The organism is Bacteroides sp. 1001302B_160321_D4 (assembly GCF_015667765.1).
GTDB lineage: Bacteria > Bacteroidota > Bacteroidia > Bacteroidales > Bacteroidaceae > Bacteroides > Bacteroides xylanisolvens.
On sequence record NZ_JADPLO010000088.1, the window covers coordinates 1 to 20,017 of the forward strand.

20 protein-coding genes are annotated in these 20,017 nt (G+C 42.2%); 16 read left to right on the forward strand and 4 right to left on the reverse strand.

Going from position 1 to position 20,017, the window contains the following annotated elements:
- The first annotated feature begins 209 nt into the window (after positions 1-209).
- The 10 genes from purU (at position 210) to KFO40_RS23375 (ending at position 10,531) form a co-directional block, all read left to right on the forward strand.
- Positions 210-1,067, forward strand: coding sequence for a formyltetrahydrofolate deformylase (gene purU / locus KFO40_RS23330; RefSeq protein ID WP_008771204.1), 858 nt, complete (start codon positions 210-212; stop codon positions 1,065-1,067).
- A complete protein-coding gene (gene hisH, locus KFO40_RS23335; protein WP_004297048.1) occupies positions 1,067-1,657 on the forward strand; it encodes an imidazole glycerol phosphate synthase subunit HisH in 591 nt (196 codons plus the stop codon). Before purU ends, hisH begins: the two co-directional genes overlap by 1 nt.
- 91 nt (positions 1,658-1,748) lie before the next feature.
- Positions 1,749-2,468, forward strand: coding sequence for a 1-(5-phosphoribosyl)-5-[(5-phosphoribosylamino)methylideneamino]imidazole-4-carboxamide isomerase (gene hisA, locus KFO40_RS23340; protein WP_211146852.1), 720 nt, complete (start codon positions 1,749-1,751; stop codon positions 2,466-2,468).
- Between the two features lie 124 nt (positions 2,469-2,592).
- Positions 2,593-3,345, forward strand: coding sequence for an imidazole glycerol phosphate synthase subunit HisF (hisF, locus tag KFO40_RS23345; RefSeq protein ID WP_049702510.1), 753 nt, complete (start codon positions 2,593-2,595; stop codon positions 3,343-3,345).
- 191 nt (positions 3,346-3,536) lie between these two features.
- On the forward strand, positions 3,537-4,148 hold the full coding sequence (gene hisIE, locus KFO40_RS23350) for a bifunctional phosphoribosyl-AMP cyclohydrolase/phosphoribosyl-ATP diphosphatase HisIE (RefSeq protein WP_004313661.1): 612 nt from the start codon (positions 3,537-3,539) through the stop codon (positions 4,146-4,148).
- Positions 4,149-4,190: 42 nt separating this feature from the next.
- Positions 4,191-4,919: a cell division ATP-binding protein FtsE gene (locus KFO40_RS23355; protein ID WP_004313660.1), complete on the forward strand. Its 729-nt coding sequence runs from the start codon at positions 4,191-4,193 to the stop codon at positions 4,917-4,919.
- A 13-nt stretch (positions 4,920-4,932) separates the two neighbouring features.
- Positions 4,933-6,252 (forward strand): aspartate kinase, encoded by a 1,320-nt coding sequence (locus KFO40_RS23360; protein ID WP_008025480.1) that lies wholly within the window; start codon positions 4,933-4,935, stop codon positions 6,250-6,252.
- 78 nt (positions 6,253-6,330) lie between these two features.
- Positions 6,331-7,491 (forward strand): diaminopimelate decarboxylase, encoded by a 1,161-nt coding sequence (gene lysA / locus KFO40_RS23365; RefSeq protein ID WP_151928122.1) that lies wholly within the window; start codon positions 6,331-6,333, stop codon positions 7,489-7,491.
- A 142-nt stretch (positions 7,492-7,633) separates the two neighbouring features.
- On the forward strand, positions 7,634-8,113 hold the full coding sequence (locus tag KFO40_RS23370; RefSeq protein WP_004304025.1) for a ferritin: 480 nt from the start codon (positions 7,634-7,636) through the stop codon (positions 8,111-8,113).
- Positions 8,114-8,266: 153 nt separating this feature from the next.
- Positions 8,267-10,531: an ATP-binding protein gene (locus tag KFO40_RS23375; protein WP_211146853.1), complete on the forward strand. Its 2,265-nt coding sequence runs from the start codon at positions 8,267-8,269 to the stop codon at positions 10,529-10,531.
- 33 nt (positions 10,532-10,564) lie between these two features.
- Here the strand turns inward: KFO40_RS23375 and KFO40_RS23380 are convergent, their stop codons facing one another.
- Positions 10,565-10,972 carry a DUF2721 domain-containing protein gene (locus tag KFO40_RS23380; RefSeq protein ID WP_008025474.1) on the reverse strand — a complete coding sequence of 136 codons (408 nt, stop codon included), beginning with the start codon at positions 10,970-10,972 and terminating at the stop codon, positions 10,565-10,567.
- 172 nt (positions 10,973-11,144) lie between these two features.
- Positions 11,145-12,338 (reverse strand): glycine C-acetyltransferase, encoded by a 1,194-nt coding sequence (gene kbl, locus KFO40_RS23385; protein ID WP_004313655.1) that lies wholly within the window; start codon positions 12,336-12,338, stop codon positions 11,145-11,147.
- 136 nt (positions 12,339-12,474) lie between these two features.
- On the opposite strand from kbl, the gene KFO40_RS23390 reads away from it, so the two are divergent.
- The 5 genes from KFO40_RS23390 to KFO40_RS23410 all read left to right on the forward strand — a co-directional run bounded on the left by KFO40_RS23390 (position 12,475) and on the right by KFO40_RS23410 (position 17,797).
- Entirely contained in the window at positions 12,475-13,428 is a 954-nt protein-coding gene (locus KFO40_RS23390; RefSeq protein ID WP_004313654.1) for an NAD-dependent epimerase/dehydratase family protein, read from the forward strand.
- Positions 13,428-14,276, forward strand: a complete 849-nt coding sequence (locus tag KFO40_RS23395; RefSeq protein WP_121960581.1) for a DUF4348 domain-containing protein — start codon at positions 13,428-13,430, stop codon at positions 14,274-14,276. The genes KFO40_RS23390 and KFO40_RS23395 overlap by 1 nt, the downstream gene beginning before the upstream one ends.
- 101 nt (positions 14,277-14,377) lie before the next feature.
- Positions 14,378-15,370: a UDP-N-acetylmuramate dehydrogenase gene (gene murB / locus KFO40_RS23400; RefSeq protein ID WP_211146854.1), complete on the forward strand. Its 993-nt coding sequence runs from the start codon at positions 14,378-14,380 to the stop codon at positions 15,368-15,370.
- 10 nt (positions 15,371-15,380) lie between these two features.
- Entirely contained in the window at positions 15,381-16,139 is a 759-nt protein-coding gene (locus KFO40_RS23405) for an MBL fold metallo-hydrolase (protein WP_074909116.1), read from the forward strand.
- An 83-nt stretch (positions 16,140-16,222) separates the two neighbouring features.
- A complete protein-coding gene (locus KFO40_RS23410; protein ID WP_008025463.1) occupies positions 16,223-17,797 on the forward strand; it encodes a DUF3352 domain-containing protein in 1,575 nt (524 codons plus the stop codon).
- Between the two features lie 4 nt (positions 17,798-17,801).
- Here the strand turns inward: KFO40_RS23410 and KFO40_RS23415 are convergent, their stop codons facing one another.
- Together KFO40_RS23415 and KFO40_RS23420 are read right to left on the reverse strand one after the other, a co-directional pair.
- The gene (locus tag KFO40_RS23415; RefSeq protein ID WP_211146855.1) at positions 17,802-17,990 is read right to left on the reverse strand and encodes a hypothetical protein; all 189 of its coding nucleotides are present in this window, start codon (positions 17,988-17,990) and stop codon (positions 17,802-17,804) included.
- 301 nt (positions 17,991-18,291) lie between these two features.
- Entirely contained in the window at positions 18,292-18,666 is a 375-nt protein-coding gene (locus KFO40_RS23420) for a DUF3127 domain-containing protein (protein ID WP_087318232.1), read from the reverse strand.
- A 154-nt stretch (positions 18,667-18,820) separates the two neighbouring features.
- Here KFO40_RS23420 and dnaN point away from each other — a divergent pair, with 154 nt between their 5' ends.
- Positions 18,821-19,945 (forward strand): DNA polymerase III subunit beta, encoded by a 1,125-nt coding sequence (dnaN, locus tag KFO40_RS23425; protein WP_004316865.1) that lies wholly within the window; start codon positions 18,821-18,823, stop codon positions 19,943-19,945.
- Positions 19,946-20,017: the final 72 nt, after the last annotated feature.

Genomic DNA, 20,017 nt, shown 5'->3' on the forward strand with positions numbered 1-20,017 from the left:
ATCCGAAGTTAATAGCGTCACTATCCTGAAGTTTGTCATTCTATTCATAGAAAATAACTCCCGATATCTTTCTATCTGTAAGAAATCACCGTTTTTATATCAACTTTATGCTTGAATAATTCGTAATTTTGCAATAAATCGTTATTTTTGCGGACTAAAATAAGAAAGGTGGAAAATTATCCGCCTAGAATCGTTAATTAGTAAAAAGAATGATGACAACAGCCAAACTGTTATTGCACTGTCCCGACAAACCGGGAATCCTTGCGGAAGTGACAGACTTTATTACGGTAAACAAAGGAAATATTATCTATCTGGATCAATATGTAGATCATGTAGAGAACATATTCTTTATGCGTATTGAATGGGAACTGAAAGACTTTCTGGTTCCGCAGGAGAAAATTGAAGATTATTTCAGAACTCTCTACGGGCAAAAATATGAAATGGATTTTCGCCTTTATTTCTCTGATGTAAAACCACGTATGGCTATTTTCGTTTCCAAGCTGTCACATTGTCTTTTCGATATATTGGCACGATATACAGCCGGAGAATGGAATGTAGAAATACCTCTTATTATAAGTAACCATCCGGATTTGCAGCATGTAGCAGAGCGGTTCGGAATTCCTTTCTATCTGTTTCCTATCACAAAGGAGACGAAAGAAGAACAGGAGCGTAAGGAGATGGAACTGCTTGCCAAGCATAATATTACATTTATTGTATTGGCGCGCTATATGCAGGTAATTTCCGAGCAGATGATTAATGCTTATCCGAATAAGATTATTAATATACATCACTCTTTCCTTCCTGCGTTTGTAGGAGCGAAGCCTTATCATGCGGCATTCCAGAGAGGTGTGAAGATTATCGGTGCAACCAGTCACTATGTAACGACTGAATTGGATGCCGGACCGATTATTGAACAGGACGTGGTGCGTATTACTCATAAGGACGCTATTGAAGATCTTGTAAATAAAGGAAAGGATTTGGAAAAAATCGTTCTTTCACGTGCAGTACAGAAGCACATCGAACGTAAAGTTTTGGCTTATAAAAATAAAACAGTAATATTTAGCTGATGAAAGTAGCAGTTGTAAAATACAATGCCGGCAATATTCGTTCTGTGGATTATGCTTTGAAGCGGTTGGGTGTGGAAGCGGTGATTACTGCTGATAAAGAAGAACTCCAATCGGCAGATAAAGTTATTTTCCCCGGAGTGGGAGAGGCGGAAACTACCATGAACCACTTGAAAGCAACGGGACTGGACGAACTGATAAAAAATCTCCGTCAGCCTGTATTTGGAATTTGTCTCGGTATGCAGTTGATGTGCCGGCATTCTGAAGAAGGGGAGGTCGATTGTTTGAATATCTTTGATGTGGATGTGAAGCGTTTTGTTCCGCAGAAACATGAGGATAAAGTGCCGCACATGGGATGGAATACCATTGGAAAAACGAATAGCAAATTGTTTGAAGGATTCACTGAAGAAGAGTTTGTCTATTTTGTACATAGCTTTTATGTGCCTACCTGTGACTTTACTGCTGCTACAACAGATTATATTCACCCGTTTAGTGCTGCATTGCATAAAGATAACTTTTATGCTACCCAGTTCCATCCGGAGAAAAGCGGCAAGACGGGAGAGAAGATTCTGACGAACTTTTTGAATCTATAATAAACTATGTTGCCGTTTATAATAAACTCCATCATAATTTATAATAAACTCGTTCATCGTTTATAATAAACTTTTAGCAAATAAATAATAGATGATAGAAATTATTCCAGCCATTGATATTATTGACGGAAAGTGCGTACGTCTTTCCCAGGGAGATTACGACAGTAAGAAAGTATATAACGAAAATCCGGTGGAAGTTGCCAAGGAGTTTGAAGCGAACGGTGTTCGCAGGCTTCATGTGGTAGACTTGGACGGTGCTGCTTCTCATCATGTAGTCAATTATCGGGTGTTGGAACGGATTGCTGCGCACACTTCTCTCGTTATCGATTTTGGTGGTGGAGTAAAGAGTGATGAAGATTTGAAAATTGCTTTTGAGAGTGGAGCACAGATGATTACAGGCGGAAGTATTGCGGTGAAAGACCCGGAATTGTTCTGTCATTGGCTGGAAGTATATGGCAGTGAGAAAATCATTTTGGGGGCAGATGTGAAAGATCATAAGATAGCCGTCAATGGTTGGAAAGACGAAAGTGCCTGTGAGCTTTTTCCATTTCTTGAAAAGTATATAGATAAAGGTATACGCAAGGTAATCTGTACGGATATTAGCTGTGACGGAATGTTGAGTGGGCCTTCTATTGATTTGTATAAGGAGATGCTGGCAAAATTCCCTGACCTCTATCTGATGGCTAGTGGCGGGGTGAGTAAGGTGGATGATATTGTTGCTTTGGATGAAGCTGGTGTTCCCGGAGTTATTTTCGGTAAGGCACTATACGAAGGACATATCACCTTAAAAGATTTGAGAATCTTTTTATAATTAGCGTACCAGAATGAAATGGGTGTTTATATTATAAATAGCTACCTTATTATAAGAGGAAATAAAGAATCAAACTTCAGGGATATAGATTATAAATTGTTGAACAATAAATAAAAGTAGGATTGTGTTAGCAAAAAGAATAGTACCTTGTCTGGATATAAAAGACGGACAAACCGTGAAAGGAACGAATTTTGTCAATTTGCGCCAAGCCGGTGATCCGGTAGAGTTAGGCCGTGCTTACAGTGAACAAGGAGCAGATGAACTTGTTTTCCTGGATATTACTGCAAGTCATGAAGGACGTAAGACTTTTACGGAATTGGTAAAACGGATTGCTGCTAATATCAATATCCCATTTACGGTAGGTGGCGGCATCAACGAATTAAGTGATGTAGACCGCCTGTTGAATGCAGGGGCGGATAAGATCTCTATCAATTCTTCCGCTATCCGTAATCCTCAATTGATTGACGAGATTGCAAAGAATTTTGGTTCGCAAGTTTGTGTGTTGGCAGTAGATGCCAAACAAACCGAAAATGGTTGGAAATGTTACTTGAATGGAGGACGTATCGAAACAGATAAAGACCTGTTCGAATGGACAAAAGAGGCCCAGGAACGCGGAGCAGGAGAGATTCTTTTCACAAGCATGAATCACGATGGTGTAAAGGCCGGTTATGCAAATGATGCACTTGCCGCTTTGGCGGATCAGCTTTCCATTCCTATCATTGCTTCGGGAGGTGCGGGCTGTAAAGAGCACTTCCGCGATGTCTTTTTACAAGGAAAGGCAGATGCTGCATTGGCTGCCAGCGTTTTTCACTTCGGAGAAATTAAAATTCCCGAATTAAAATCGTATCTTTGCGGCGAAGGAATTACCACTAGGTAATTGCTGCGTAGCAAAAATTAGCCTTTAGGCTGCGGCGAAGGAATTACCATCAGGGGGTGAGGCACCCCGGCCGGGTTTCCATGCGGATGAATAATCTATTTAGATAAATAGAATAAGATATTTGCAAAAAAACTCCATAGGCGAATAGATCATAATTGTAATTTGGAATAGTAATTAGAACTTATATAAAAATGGAATTGGATTTCGATAAAATGAACGGACTCGTTCCGGCTATCATACAGGACAACGAGACACGTAAAGTCTTGATGCTGGGCTTCATGAATAAAGAAGCTTATGATAAAACGGTAGAAACCGGAAAAGTTACATTTTTTAGCCGTACTAAGAATCGTTTGTGGACAAAAGGCGAAGAAAGCGGTAACTTCCTTCATGTGGTATCTATAAAGGCCGATTGCGATAATGATACACTACTGATTCAGGTAAACCCGGTAGGTCCCGTGTGTCATACTGGTACAGATACTTGTTGGGGTGAGAAAAACGAAGAACCGGTTATGTTCCTGAAAGCATTGCAAGATTTCATTGACAAGCGTCATGAAGAAATGCCCGAAGGCTCTTATACTACCAGTCTGTTTGAGTCGGGAATCAATAAAATAGCTCAAAAAGTAGGTGAAGAAGCTGTAGAAACAGTAATCGAAGCAACAAACGGTACTGACGAACGTTTGATCTACGAAGGAGCCGATCTTATTTATCACATGATTGTATTGCTTACTTCAAAAGGCTATCGTCTCGAAGACCTTGCACGTGAATTGCAAGAAAGACACAGCAGTACATGGAAGAAGCATTAAACAATTAAAATTTAATAATTAAAAATTAAAACGGGAGTCAGTATGGATGACGAGGCGTTGATTCAATATAAGAACGTAGAAATCCATCAACAGGAACTTTGTGTATTAAGCGATGTAAATCTGGAACTGCACAAAGGAGAGTTCGTCTATTTGATCGGAAAAGTAGGCTCGGGAAAAACGAGTTTGCTCAAGACTCTGTATGGCGAACTGGACGTAATTGACGGTGAAGCGGAAGTGTTGGGTTATAACATGCGTTCTATCAAACGTAAGCATATCCCGCAACTGCGTCGGAAATTAGGCATTGTCTTTCAGGATTTTCAGTTGCTCACAGACCGTACTGTATACAATAATCTGGAATTTGTACTTCGTGCCACAGGCTGGAAAAACAAACAGGAAATCCAAGATCGTATTGAAGAAGTGCTCCAATTGGTGGGAATGTCCAACAAAGGTTATAAGCTCCCGAACGAGCTTTCCGGTGGCGAGCAACAGCGTATTGTGATTGCACGTGCCGTACTCAATTCTCCGGCTATTATTCTGGCGGATGAACCGACCGGAAATCTGGACGTAGAGACCGGTAAGGCTATTGTAGAATTGTTGCACAATATCTGTGAATCCGGTTCATCCGTAGTGATGACAACGCACAATTTGCAATTGCTGAAAGAGTATCCGGGCAGGGTATATCGTTGCGCCGACCATCAGATTGTAGATGTGACAGCCGAATACATGCCCAGACAGAGAACAATAGAAATAGATTTAAATATAGATAACTAAAACAGTAACGAAAATGAAAGTTTTAAAGTTTGGAGGAACTTCCGTAGGTTCTGCTCAGCGCATGAAGGAAGTAGCCAAATTGATTACCGATGGTGAACAAAAGATTGTTGTTCTCTCTGCTATGTCAGGAACAACAAACACATTGGTGGAAATTTCGGACTATCTGTATAAGAAGAATCCGGAGGGTGCCAACGAGATTATCAATAAGCTGGAAGTGAAATATAAACAGCACATTGATGAGCTTTTTGCAACCCAGGAATATAAACAGAAAGGTCTTGAAGTTGTCAAATCCCACTTCGACTACATCCGCTCCTATACTAAAGACCTTTTCACTTTGTTCGAAGAGAAAGTGGTTTTGGCACAGGGAGAGCTTATTTCTACGGCGATGGTAAACTTCTACCTGCAGGAATGTGGCGTGAAGTCCGTGTTGCTTCCAGCTTTGGAATTTATGCGTACTGACAAGAACGCAGAGCCGGATCCTGTATATATTAAGGATAAATTGCGCGCACAGCTCGATCTCTATCCGGATACAGAAATCTACATTACACAAGGTTTCATCTGCCGCAATGCTTACGGTGAGATAGACAATCTGCAACGTGGTGGTAGTGACTACACTGCTTCTCTGATCGGAGCCGCAGTAAACGCTTCCGAAATCCAGATTTGGACAGATATCGACGGTATGCATAATAACGACCCGCGTATTGTTGACAAGACCGCTCCGGTGCGTCAACTTCACTTCGAAGAAGCAGCCGAGTTGGCTTACTTCGGTGCAAAAATCCTACACCCTACCTGTATCCAGCCTGCTAAATATGCCAATATCCCTGTTCGTCTGTTGAACACAATGGATCCGGAAGCTCCTGGCACACTGATTTCCAACGACACGGAAAAAGGTAAAATCAAGGCAGTAGCCGCAAAAGAAAACATTACTGCGATCAAGATCAAATCCAGCCGTATGTTATTGGCTCACGGTTTCCTGCGTAAGGTATTCGAAATCTTCGAAAGCTATCAGACGTCTATCGACATGATCTGTACTTCAGAGGTAGGTGTATCTGTAACAATCGATAACACGAAGCATCTTAACGAGATTCTGGATGACTTGAAGAAATACGGAACTGTAACCGTTGATAAAGAGATGTGTATCATCTGCGTTGTAGGTGACCTTGAATGGGAAAATGTCGGTTTTGAAGCGAAAGCTCTTGATGCGATGCGGAATATACCGGTGCGAATGATCTCGTTCGGAGGAAGTAACTACAATATTTCCTTCCTCATTCGGGAGTGCGATAAGAAAGTAGCTTTACAGTCGTTGAGTGATATGCTTTTCAACGACAAATAAATCCACAAATAACACGAGCGCTTTTACCGAACTGATAAAAGCGCTCTTTTTTAACCAACTAAACAAGTTTTTCGAATTATGAAGGGAATATTTCCAATCGATAAATTCCGCACTTTGCAGACACCTTTCTATTATTACGATACCAAAGTGCTGCGTGATACATTGTCGGCTATTAACCAGGAGGTTGCCAAATATCCTAATTATTCAGTGCATTACGCTGTTAAAGCCAATGCCAACCCGAAAGTACTTACCATTATCCGTGAGAGCGGAATGGGAGCCGATTGTGTGAGCGGCGGAGAAATCCGTGCCGCTATCCGTGCCGGATTCCCTGCCAATAAAGTTGTTTTCGCAGGAGTCGGCAAAGCAGATTGGGAAATCAATCTCGGACTGGAGTATGGTATCTTCTGTTTCAATGTCGAGTCTATTCCCGAATTGGAAGTAATCAATGAATTGGCTGCTGCTCAAAATAAGATTGCTAATGTTGCTTTTCGTATCAATCCTGATGTCGGCGCACATACACATGCCAATATAACTACCGGTTTGGCAGAAAACAAATTCGGTATCAGTATGCAGGACATGGACAAGGTGATAGACGTAGCACAAGAGATGAAAAACGTAAAGTTTATCGGTCTTCACTTTCACATTGGCTCGCAGATTCTGGATATGGGTGATTTCGTAGCCCTCTGCAATCGTGTCAATGAGTTGCAGGACAAACTGGAAGCACGAAGAATTTTGGTAGAACATATCAATGTAGGTGGTGGTTTGGGTATTGATTACGGACACCCCAACCGTCAGGCTGTCCCGAATTTCAAGGATTACTTTGCTACCTATGCCGGACAATTGAAATTGCGTCCTTATCAGACATTGCATTTTGAACTGGGACGTGCAGTGGTAGGTCAGTGTGGTTCTTTGATATCCAAAGTCCTCTATGTAAAACAAGGAACACGGAAGAAATTTGCCATCCTTGATGCAGGTATGACCGACCTGATCCGTCCGGCTTTGTATCAGGCATTCCATAAAATGGAAAATATAACTTCCGAAGAACCGTTGGAAGCCTACGATGTAGTAGGACCGATCTGTGAATCGTCAGACGTTTTCGGAAAAGCGATTGACTTGAACAAAGTGAAGCGTGGTGACTTGATCGCCCTTCGTTCTGCCGGTGCGTACGGTGAAATAATGGCTTCCGGATATAACTGTCGTGAACTGCCGAAAGGATATACTTCCGACGAATTGGTGTAAGTAAAAAATGAACTGCTATAATCAAAATGTGAATGTAGTTTAAAAATATAGGGTGCATGGAACAATTTTAACTGAAAGCGTGTTATTTTTGTAATGAGTTCAAAAAGAAACTACATTAACAACTTAATAAAAAAATACGATTATGATTTCAGAAAAATTACAGAATGCAATTAACGAACAGATTACTGCTGAAATGTGGTCTGCTAACCTGTATTTAGCAATGTCTTTCTATTTTGAGAAAGAAGGTTTCAGTGGTTTTGCTCATTGGATGAAAAAACAATCCCAGGAAGAAATGGGACATGCTTATGCAATGGCAGATTATATCATCAAACGTGGAGGAACTGCTAAAGTGGATAAAATAGATGTTGTTCCTAACGGATGGGGTACACCTCTCGAAGTATTCGAACACGTTTACAAACATGAATGTCATGTTTCTCAATTGGTAGACAAGCTGGTAGACGTAGCAGCTGCTGAAAAGGATAAAGCAACACAGGATTTCTTGTGGGGATTTGTTCGTGAACAGGTAGAAGAAGAAGCTACAGCGCAAGGCATTGTTGATAAAATCAAGAAAGCTGGTGATACTGGAATTTTCTTTGTAGATTCACAATTGGGACAGCGTTAATGATGCTACTCTGAAAAAATAGTTCTTTATATAGAAAGAAGCTACTCGAAATTTCTTCAAGTAGCTTCTTTTTTTTCACTTATTTGGCTCGTATCTGGAAATAAACTACCTTTGTATTAAGAGTCAGAGAGAAATTAATCCCGATTATTATAAATGAATGGTGTGAACAGAGGAATTTTTAGATTGCTCCCTATATTTTTATTGCTCTTTTTGGGGGTGAGCAGTTGTTCTCAAAAAGAGGAACGGCGTATTTTAGTTATCCACTCTTATGAGGAGACTTACGCGGCTTATCCGGAATTTAACCGGATGATAGCGGAGCAATTTGAGAAAGAGAAAATAGATGCTGATATCCGTACCGTTTATTTAGATTGCGAGTCCTACTGGGAAGAACCGGAGTTGGAACGAATGCGTTTTCTGGTTGATTCCGTTTCGAAAGACTGGCGGCCGGAAGTGATTCTGGTGAATGAAGATCAGGCTACCTATTCATTGATGAAATGTGGGGTTCAGTTGGGCAAAGAAGTACCTGTGGTTTTTGGTGGTGTCAATTACCCGAATTGGGGCTTGCTGAAACGCCATCCTAATGTGACGGGTTTCCATGATAAGATCGCCTTTAATGAAAATGTCAGTGTGGCAAAAGAACTTTTCGGTGAACACGTCCGGTTGTTTACCATGCTCGATACCACTTATATCGATAAACAAATCAGAAGAGATGCAAAGGAACAGTTTAAAGGTCATAAAGTGACCGGATTCATCGATAACCCCGAACTGTCTCCTGAAGAACAGATACGTTTGACGCAGGAGGAAGGTTATACTCGTTTCATGGCTATTCCTTTACGTAATGCCAGAAATCATTCGGACGCCACCTTTATGTGGGTGTTGAACAGAAGCTATCGCGATCAATGTTATATTCAGCTGAAACGGGATTATACTACCATTAATATTGGAAGCATCTGTGGCAGTCCCAGCCTGACTGCCATCAATGAAGCCTTCGGGTTTGGTGAAAAGTTGCTGGGTGGATACATCACTTCGTTGCCTATTCAGGTGGAAGAAGAGGTGAAAGCAGCCGTTCGTATATTACACGGTGCGAGTCCGGCGGACATGCCTATTGTTGAAAGCCGGAAAGAGTATGTTGTTGATTGGAATACAATGACGCAAATAGGTTTGAGTAAGGAAAGTATTCCTGCTAAATATCGTATTATCAATATTCCGTTTAGTGATAAATACCCTTTGTTGTGGGGAATTTCAGTCGCATCGTTCATTCTTATACTAATTATTCTTTTCGCTTCTCTTTGGTGGCTATACCTTCGGGAACAGATGAGGAAAAAGCAGGCTCTTATAGCATTGGCTGATGAAAAAGAAACATTGTCATTAGCCATTGAGGGTGGAATGACGTATGCCTGGAGATTGGATAACGGTTGTTTTGTTTTTGAAGATGCATTCTGGGCGTCGCAAGGGTTAAATCCCAGACAACTTTCGTTTAAGGAATTCATGAGCTTTATCCATCCCGACCATTGGGAAGGAGTGAAGTTCAACTGGCGAAATCTGAAAAGTGCTCATAAAAAGATTGTGCAGGAGCTTTGTAACTTCGACGGCAAAGGCTATCAGTGGTGGGAGTTCCGTTATACCACCAAACAGCTACCTGGAGGCGAATATAAAACTGCAGGTTTGTTGCTTAATATACAGGATATAAAAGATCGTGAAGAAGAATTGGAAGCAGCACGCTTATTGGCTGAAAAGGCGGAATTGAAACAATCATTCCTCGCAAATATGAGCCATGAGATACGTACTCCGCTTAATTCAATCGTTGGCTTTGCCAATATACTGGCATTGGAAGATGGATTGAGTTCCGTAGAACGCGAAGAGTATATCAGTACTATTAACAAGAACAGCGAGTTATTACTCAAACTGATTAATGATATCTTGGAACTTTCCCGTATCGAATCAGGATATATGTCTTTCTCATTCAAGAGATGCAAGGTGAGAGAGTTGATTGACGATATCTATATGACACATCAGGTTCTGATTGCTCCACATTTGGAATTCCTGAAAGAAGTGGATAATACACCTTTGGAAATCAATGTGGACAGAGAGCGCTTGATACAAGTCCTGACAAACTTTCTGAATAATGCCGGTAAGTTTACGGAAACCGGATATATCAAATTAGGATATAGTTATCTGCCGGATGAAGGCAAAGTACAGATTTATGTAGAAGATACCGGAAGAGGGATTCCACGAGAAGAACAACGGATGATTTTCAGCCGTTTCTACAAACAAAACGAATTTTCGCAGGGAGCAGGATTGGGACTTTCTATTTGTCAGGTGATTATAGAGAAGCTGGGTGGAAAGATCGAACTCAAGTCCGAGGTAGGCAAGGGAAGCCGCTTTACGGTTATTCTTCCTTGCCGGGTGGTATCTTGATAATGATAGACTTTAACGGGAATACGAACAATCTTATTTCTTGTGTTTTCCTTTCTCCATCGTTCCCAGGTAAATCTCCAGTGAACGGGTGGAAATCTGTATTTCGCGGAAAGATACGCCTAAAGAAGCTATCAGCAGAATCAATGCCAATCCGAATACATAAGCAGAGAATAATTGAAGCCCGATATAAATAAGGAACATGCTGACTACACAGAAAAAAAGGCTTGCAATACCTAGTCCTTGCATCCTACGGGTCAGGTTCAATCGTTTCCGTAGATTCTCGATTTGTGCTTCGGTGATATCCGAAGGGTTTTCCATGTAGCGGTCACGCAGTTGGCGCACAAGTTGGGCATACGATAAGAAACGGTTGGTATAAGCCAGCAATATCAATGAAACTGCCGAGAAAAGTAGGGCAGGAGTAGTGAGAGTCAATTCTTCCATAATCTATTTTTTATAGTCAAGTAGCGGTTCAAAATTCATTTTATAAAAGAGAATTTTTAGGCACGGGATACATGGATTTCACGGTTTTAGAAATATGCTTGTATAAAGCAACAGCGTAATCTGTGTAATCCGTGCCTAAAAATGGATGCTGCAAGTAAACCCTGCTCCGGAGTTATTCCGCTTTCAGCACATTAAGCTCTTTGCCTACCTTGATAAAGGCAGCGATGCACTTGTCAAGATGTGCTTTCTCGTGTCCTGCAGAGATTTGCACACGGATGCGTGCCTGATCTTTCGGCACTACCGGATAATAGAAACCTGTCACATAGATGCCTTCCTCCTGCATACGTGCAGCGTAAATTTGGGACAACTTCGCGTCATACAACATAACGGCACAGATAGCGCTTTGTGTCGGTTTGATATCAAATCCGGCAGCCGTCATCTTATCGCGGAAGTAGTTTACATTCTCAACAAGTTTATCATGTAATGCATTGCTCTCTTTCAGCATCTTGAAAACTTCAAGGCTGGCACCAATGATGCCCGGAGCCAAAGAATTCGAGAACAGATACGGGCGGCTGCGTTGACGAAGCAAATCGATAATCTCTTTACGACCGGTGGTGAAACCTCCCAGTGCACCGCCAAAAGCCTTACCTAATGTTCCGGTATAAATATCTACCCGTCCATGAGTCTTATACAACTCGCTTACTCCATGCCCTGTGGCACCTACCACACCGGCAGAGTGTGACTCGTCCACCATTACCAGTGCATCGTATTTCTCGGCAAGATCGCAAATCTGATCCATTGGAGCTACATTGCCGTCCATAGAGAACACACCGTCCGTCACAACAATACGGAAACGTTGTGCCTGCGCTTCTTGCAGACATCTTTCCAAGTCCTTCATGTCAGCGTTGGCATAACGGTAGCGCTTTGCCTTGCAAAGACGTACTCCGTCAATGATAGAAGCATGGTTCAGAGAATCCGAGATGATGGCATCCTCTTCAGAGAAAAGCGGTTCGAATACGCCGCCGTTGGCGTCGAAACAAGCAGCATACAAGATCGTGTCTTCCGTCTGGAAATACTCCGAGATGGCAGCTTCCAGTTCTTTGTGTATATCTTGCGTTCCACAAATGAAGCGGACGGACGACATTCCGTAGCCACGGTTATTCATCATTTCCTGCGAAGCCTTAATCAATCGGGGATGATTGGATAATCCTAAGTAATTATTTGCACAGAAGTTCAGCACTTCCTTACCTTTTACAGTGATGGCAGCTTGCTGCGCACTTTCAATCAGTCGTTCTTCTTTATAAAGTCCGGCTTCCTTGATTTCAGCCAATGTTTGGCAGAGATATTCTTGCATTTTACCGTACATAGTGTTTGGGTGATTAAGTTATATTGCAAAGGACACAATTTTTCTTGGAATAACAATGTCTTTTTGATTAAAATCTGAAAAAAAAGTGCTTACTTTGCGCACTATTTAAGCTTGATATTCTAAGTCAGAAGAAAAAATGGAACACATTTTGATTATTGGAGCTACCGGACAGATAGGGTCGGAGCTAACGATGGAGCTACGTAAACGTTACGGAAATGCAAATGTAGTAGCAGGTTATATTCCGGGTGCAGAACCTAAAGGGGAATTAAAGGAGTCCGGACCGTCAGCAATTGCTGATGTAACGGATGGAGAGGCGATCGCATCTGTGGTAAAAGAGTATCACATCGATACAATTTATAATTTGGCTGCTCTGCTGTCCGTAGTTGCCGAGTCGAAACCCAAGCTGGCCTGGAAAATAGGTATCGATGGATTATGGAATGTATTGGAAGTGGCACGCGAACAAGGATGTGCAGTGTTTACTCCGAGTTCTATCGGTTCGTTTGGCGCTAGTACGCCTCATACGAAAACACCGCAGGATACAATTCAGCGTCCGCGCACCATGTATGGAGTCACCAAGGTAACGACCGAGTTGCTAAGTGACTACTATTTTAATAAATATGGTGTTGATACCCGTGCTGTCCGTTTTCCGGGCATTATTTCGAATGTGACCCCTCCGGGAGGAGGTACGACCGATTATGCTGTCGATATTTATTACTCGGCGGTGAAAGGAGAAAAATTTGTGTGCCCCATTAAGCAAGGCACTTTGATGGATATGATGTACATGCCGGATGCGCTGAACGCAGCAATTACGCTGATGGAAGCTGATCCGACAAAATTGATACACCGAAATGCTTTCAATATCGCCTCGATGAGTTTCGACCCGGAGACGATTTATCAGGCTATCAGGAAGCATGTGCCGCAGTTTGAGATGATCTATGATATAGATCCTTTGAAACAGCGCATTGCCGATAGCTGGCCCGATAGTCTGGATGACACCTGCGCTCGTGAAGAGTGGGGCTGGAAGCCGGCCTACGATTTGGAAAGCATGACGGTAGATATGCTTGAAAAGTTAAGAGAGAAACTAAAATAATGAAAAAACTAATTGTAGGGGTCATGTTGCTCGGTATACTGGGTGCTTGTGGAAACAAGAAAACAAACATTGACCCCTTCGCATCTATCACAAAAGAAGTGGATTCTATCCGGCGGGTAGCCGATTCTATTCACTGTGATGAATCGCCGGAAGATCCGCAACCTATACAGGCAGATGAATCTTTCGATGATTTTATCTACAATTTTGCTTCCGATGACGTGTTGCAGCGTCAGCGTGTGAAATTTCCGTTGCCTTACTACAATGGAGATAAAAAAACGAATATCGAGGAGCATAACTGGAAGCATGATGACTTGTTTACCAAACAGCATTATTATACGCTTCTGTTTGATAGAGAAGAAGATATGGATTTAGTAGGAGATACCTCCCTCACTTCCGTACAGGTAGAATGGGTGTTTGTGAAAACACGAATGGTAAAGAAATACTATTTTGAGCGTATCAAAGGTGCATGGATGCTAGAGGCAATTAATCTGCGTCCCATTAAGCAAAATGATAATGAAAATTTCGTGGAGTTTTTCGGACACTTTGCCGCAGATAGTCTTTTTCAGAGTAAGCGTGTGTGTGAGCCTCTGGCTTTTGTAACCACCGATCCGGACGATGATTTCTCTATTCTGGAGACCACCCTCGATCTTAATCAGTGGTTCGCTTTTAAACCGGGACTTCCTACCGATCGTCTTTCTAATATCAATTACGGGCAGCGGAATGACGATGATTCGCCAACGAAAATTCTGGCGTTGAAAGGTATCGGTAATGGTTTTTCCAATATCCTCTATTTCCGTCGCAAAGCCGGGGAATGGGAATTGTATAAGTTTGAAGATACAAGCATTTGATGCAGGTAGTAATACGCTACAAGAAATAGCCTTGCTGTTAATGATATAACAGTATTTGCCGGCTTATAACGAATAATGATATAACTTATAATTAAAAATATATGTATTCTCTTTTACCCTACAATACATTCGGTATTGATGTCAGTGCCGCTCGTTTTTTAGAGTACACTTCGGTTGAAGAACTGAAGAAGCTGATTGTGCAAGGTGCCGTTACGACACCTTTTTTGCATATTGGTGGTGGCAGTAACCTGTTGTTTACCAAAGATTACGACGGGTTGATATTGCATTCCCGCATTGAAGGAATCGAAGTGACGGAAGAAGATGCTCACTCTGTATCAGTGCGAGTGGGAGCAGGGGTGGTATGGGATGACTTTGTAGCTTATTGTGTAGAGCATGGATGGTATGGAGCGGAGAACCTGTCGCTGATTCCCGGTGAGGTGGGGGCAAGTGCAGTACAGAATATCGGAGCCTATGGCGTTGAGGTAAAAGATCTGATAACGGCTGTGGAAACAGTGAACATTCAAGCTGAAGAACGCGTTTATTCAGTTGGTGAATGTGGATATACCTATCGCAACAGTATTTTTAAGCGTTCGGAAAACAAATCGGCTTTTGTTACTTATGTTCATTTCCGGCTAAGTAAAGAAGAACATTATACATTAGACTATGGCACCATTCGTCAGGAGCTTGAAAAGTATCCGTCGTTGACACTTTCTGTTGTCCGGAAAGTGATTATTGCTATTCGCGAGAGCAAGCTGCCCGATCCGGAAGTGATGGGTAATGCCGGCAGTTTCTTTATGAACCCCATTGTGCCGAAAGAAAAACTGGAAGCTTTGCAACAGGAATATCCCCGCATACCCTACTATGAGCTGGCCGACGGCCGCGTAAAAATTCCGGCAGGGTGGATGATTGACCAATGTGGTTGGAAAGGAAAAGCCTTGGGACCGGCTGCTGTGCATGATAAACAAGCACTGGTGCTGGTGAACCGTGGTGGAGCAAAAGGTAGTGATATTATTGCACTTTCAGATGCGGTTCGAGCCTCTGTCCGTGAGAAGTTCGGTATTGATATTCATCCGGAAGTCAACTTTATAAATTGAGAATAAACAAGTGAAAGTAAGAATTATAGGAAGTGGAACATCGACGGGAGTACCTCAAATCGGCTGTACATGTCCGGTTTGTACTTCTTCCGATCCGAAAGATAATCGATTGCGTGCCTCTGCTATTGTGGAGACAGATGACGCGCGGATTCTGATAGATTGTGGTCCCGATTTCCGGACACAGGTATTACATCTCCCTTTTGAGAGGATAGATGGTGTGCTCATTACGCACGAACATTATGACCATGTAGGCGGACTGGACGATTTACGTCCGTTTTGCCGGTTCGGCTCCGTACCTATTTATGCAGAAGATTATGTAGCGCAGGGATTGCGTTTGCGTATGCCCTATTGCTTTGTCGACCATCGTTATCCGGGTGTTCCCGATATTCCTTTACAAGAAATTTCGGTGGGGCAATCCTTTTCTATAAATCATACGGAAGTGCTTCCTCTGCGTGTGATGCATGGCCGACTGCCGATTCTGGGGTATCGTATCGGGCAGTTGGGGTATATCACTGATATGTTGACCATGCCCGAAGAATCCTATGAACAATTGGCAGGGATAGATGTTTTGGTAATGAATGCGCTTCGGATCGCCTCGCATCCTACTCACCAAAATTTGGAAGAAGCATTGGCGGTGGCCCGGCGTATTCAGGCAAAGAAGACATACTTTATACACATGAGTCATGATATGGGCTTGCATGCGGAGGTTGAAAAGAACCTTCCGGAAAATATTCACCTGGCGTTCGACGGATTGGATATCTATGTTTGATTATCGGTGAAATTTTTAGCAAAAGTTTTGTTTTCTTTGTAGAAATTATTATTTTTGCACCTAGCCGATAAACAGCGAATATTATGAAACTTCGTACGATAGTGAAAATAGCGATCACATCTTCTGTTGTACTTTTGTGCTCAGGTTTCGCATTGTACTCTTTTTTTAGACTGTCAGCAGCTGAAGGGCAGAAAGACTTTAATCTTTATGAACTGGTGCCATCCACAACTTCAGCAGTATTCGTTACTGATGACGTGCTCGAATTTGTAGCAGAAGTCGATGAGCTGACTTGCAGTAAAAATCAGCAATATCTTTATGTATCCAAACTCTTTTCTTATCTGAAACAGAGTCTTTACGCCCTTTCAGAAGATACTCCCCACGGTTTAAGCCGGCAAATGAATCAAATGTTGATTAGTTTCCACGAGCCGGATAACGAACGTAATCAAGTGCTCTATTGTAGATTGGGAAATGGGGATAAGGAGTTGGTAAACAGATTTGTACGCAAATATATATCCTCACTTTATCCGCCGAAAACATTTATTTACAAAGGAGAAGAGATAATTATTTATCCAATGGCGGACGGTGATTTTCTAGCCTGCTATCTGACATCCGATTTTATGGCATTGAGCTTTCAGAAAAAACTGATTGAGAACGTTATTGATGCGTATAAAAGTGGAAAATCGTTGGCTGATGATTCTACCTTTACAGGAATACGTGCTCCGAAAAAAAGTGCGGCGGCCGCTACCATCTATACCCGTATGCAAGGGATGATGGGATGGACGGAATTTGACATGAAAATGAAAGATGATTTCATCTATTTCTCCGGCATCACTCACGATGCAGACACTTGCTTTGCGTTTATAAACCAGCTTCGCCAGCAACAATCCGTCAAGGGATTTCCGGGAGAAGTGTTGCCGTCTACTGCTTTCTATTTTAGCAGGCAAGGGATTACGGACTGGGTGTCTCTGCTTTCTTATGGAAATGCCCAGGGACAGAGCGTGCCTGCCCGCACGAGTGAAGTGCAAAATAGGGATAAAGAGTTTTCACGCTATCTGATGGAAAATGCCGGGCAGGATTTGGTTGCCTGTCTCTTCCAGCGTGAAGATACTTTGCAGGATGCAGCAGCAGTCTTGAGCCTGTCGGTGGCAGATGTAACGGAAGCCGAACGAATGCTTCGTGCCCTTGTTAATGCAGCTCCGGCGGACGAAGGAAGAAGGAATCCACGTATAACTTTTTGTTATACTGTAAATAAAGCGTATCCTATCTATCGGTTGCCTCAAACAACATTGTTTGAACAACTAACCAGTTTTGCGGAACCAACCTTGGATGTATATGCAGCCTTCTATGGCGGGCGCTTGTTGCTCGCTCCTGATGCGGATGCTCTCGCGCATTATATTCGCCAACTGGATAAAGGTGAGGTGCTCAATGGAGCGATGGCCTATCAGACAGGCATGGATCATTTGTCCGATTCCTACCATTTTATGCTGATGGCGGATTTCGACCACATATTCCAACAATCAGAAAATCACGTTCGTTTTGTACCGGATTTCTTTCTGCGCAACGCCGACTTCTTCCGTCATTTCACCTTCTTTGTTCAGTTTGCCTGTGCAGATGGAGTGGTATATCCTAATATTGTTTTGAAATATAAATCAGAATAAAAAATCATCGTTTGTCTGCGATCATTTTTCTGAAAACCTCCATAGCTTTTGGCTGGATTATCCATAAACTTTGCCTGCTTCCTCCATACATTTTCAAGATGCTGTTTATCGTTTTTTTGCTCCATTGACCCATACTTTTTTGTGTGCGTTCTGCTTTTGGAGAAACGCCTTTTTGTTTTTTTTCTTTTTGCATTTTTGCCGTTTTTATATGTGTGCTTATAATAGTCCTATGGTCAGCTTATTATGAGTGATTTTAACATTTGAATCTGTAAAATATACAGAAAAATTCACAGAAAATACGTAAAATATACAGAAAAATTCATCCCCCATTATAAACAAAGAAATAAATAAAAAAACTTCTTCTTCTGAAGATGAAAAAGAAGAAGAAAAAGATTTGTTTTTTTTCGGGAGAAAAGGAGATAAAAAAACTCCCGATGGAGTTTAATCCTATCGGGAGTTTTTTATGCTTATTCATCGAACGAATGACTTTCGGTTTAGAATGGCAGATCGTCTTTGGCATCGCCCGGAGTAAATTCCGGCATAGCCGACGGAGCTGGAGGAGGAACGGGAGAACCGGAAGCCATTGGAGCACCTGCGCTAACACGCTCTACTTTCCATGCGCGGATACTATTGAACCAGCGATCATTCCACTGACGGGCGTCAACGTCGAATGATACAGTCAATTCTTCGCCCATTTGAATGTTGAACTGCTCGATTTTGTCTGCGCCAAATACGTCGAAGCACATTTTACGTGGATATTGGTCGTGGTTTTCGATAACGTACTCTTGTGATTTCCACTCGTTGCCGCTAGTTTTTGAAACTCCGCCTCTCGGGGGGAGGATAGCGATGATTTTTCCTGTAAATTCCATTGCGATAATTTTAAATTCTGCGGCGAAGTTACAATTTTTTAGTAATATCCCTCGCACAATACCTGTTTTTTTCTTTTGTTTTTATTGGGCAGCCCAAATCTTTTTTCGTAACTTTGTGCGATAGAACATTTAAAACTTAAATACACGAAAATATATGAAATTTATCGTTTCAAGTACTGCTCTTTCCAGCCATTTACAGGCCATCAGCCGTGTTATTAATTCAAAAAATGCGCTGCCAATTCTCGATTGTTTCCTCTTCGAACTGGAAGACGGAACTTTGTCTGTGACTGTATCCGACAGTGAAACAACGATGGTGACTACCGTAGAAGTGAATGAAAGCGATACGAACGGGCGTTTTGCCGTAGTAGCGAAAACATTGCTTGACGCACTGAAAGAAATTCCGGAACAACCACTCACATTCGATATCAATCCGGATAATTATGAAATAACGGTGCAGTACCAGAACGGAAAATACAGCCTGATGGGGCAGAATGCGGATGAATTCCCGCAATCGGCTACACTGGGGGATAATGCTGTCCGTGTAGAAATGGAAGCAAGCGTACTTCTGGGAGGTATCAACCGTTCGGTGTTTGCTACTGCCGATGATGAACTTCGTCCGGTGATGAACGGTATTTATTTCGATATTACAACAGAAGATATTACAATGGTTGCTTCGGACGGTCATAAACTGGTGCGTTGCAAAACGTTGGCAGCCAAAGGCAACGAGCGTGCAGCCTTCATCCTTCCAAAGAAACCGGCTACATTGCTAAAGAATCTTTTGCCGAAAGAACAAGGCGCAGTGACCATCGAATTTGACGAACGCAACGCTGTATTCATGCTTGAAAGCTACCGGATGGTTTGCCGCCTGATTGAAGGACGTTACCCGAACTACAACTCGGTAATTCCACAAAACAATCCGCACAAAGTGACCGTAGACCGCCAACAGTTGGTAGGAGCTTTGCGCCGTGTGTCTATCTTCTCGTCACAAGCCAGCAGTTTGATTAAACTTCGTATGCAGGAAAACCAGATTGTGATTTCCGCACAAGATATTGATTTCTCTACTTCTGCCGAAGAAACACAAGTTTGCCAGTATGCAGGTGCTGCAATGAGTATCGGTTTTAAATCGACGTTCCTTATCGACATACTGAACAATATTTCGGCAGATGAAGTAGTCATCGAACTTGCAGATCCTTCACGTGCCGGAGTAATCATCCCGGTAGAGCAGGAAGAAAACGAAGACTTGCTGATGCTGCTGATGCCGATGATGCTAAATGATTAATGTTAATTCACCACAGAGGACGCAGAGGACACAGAGGATAAATTTGAATATTTATTAAATAACCCTCTGTGT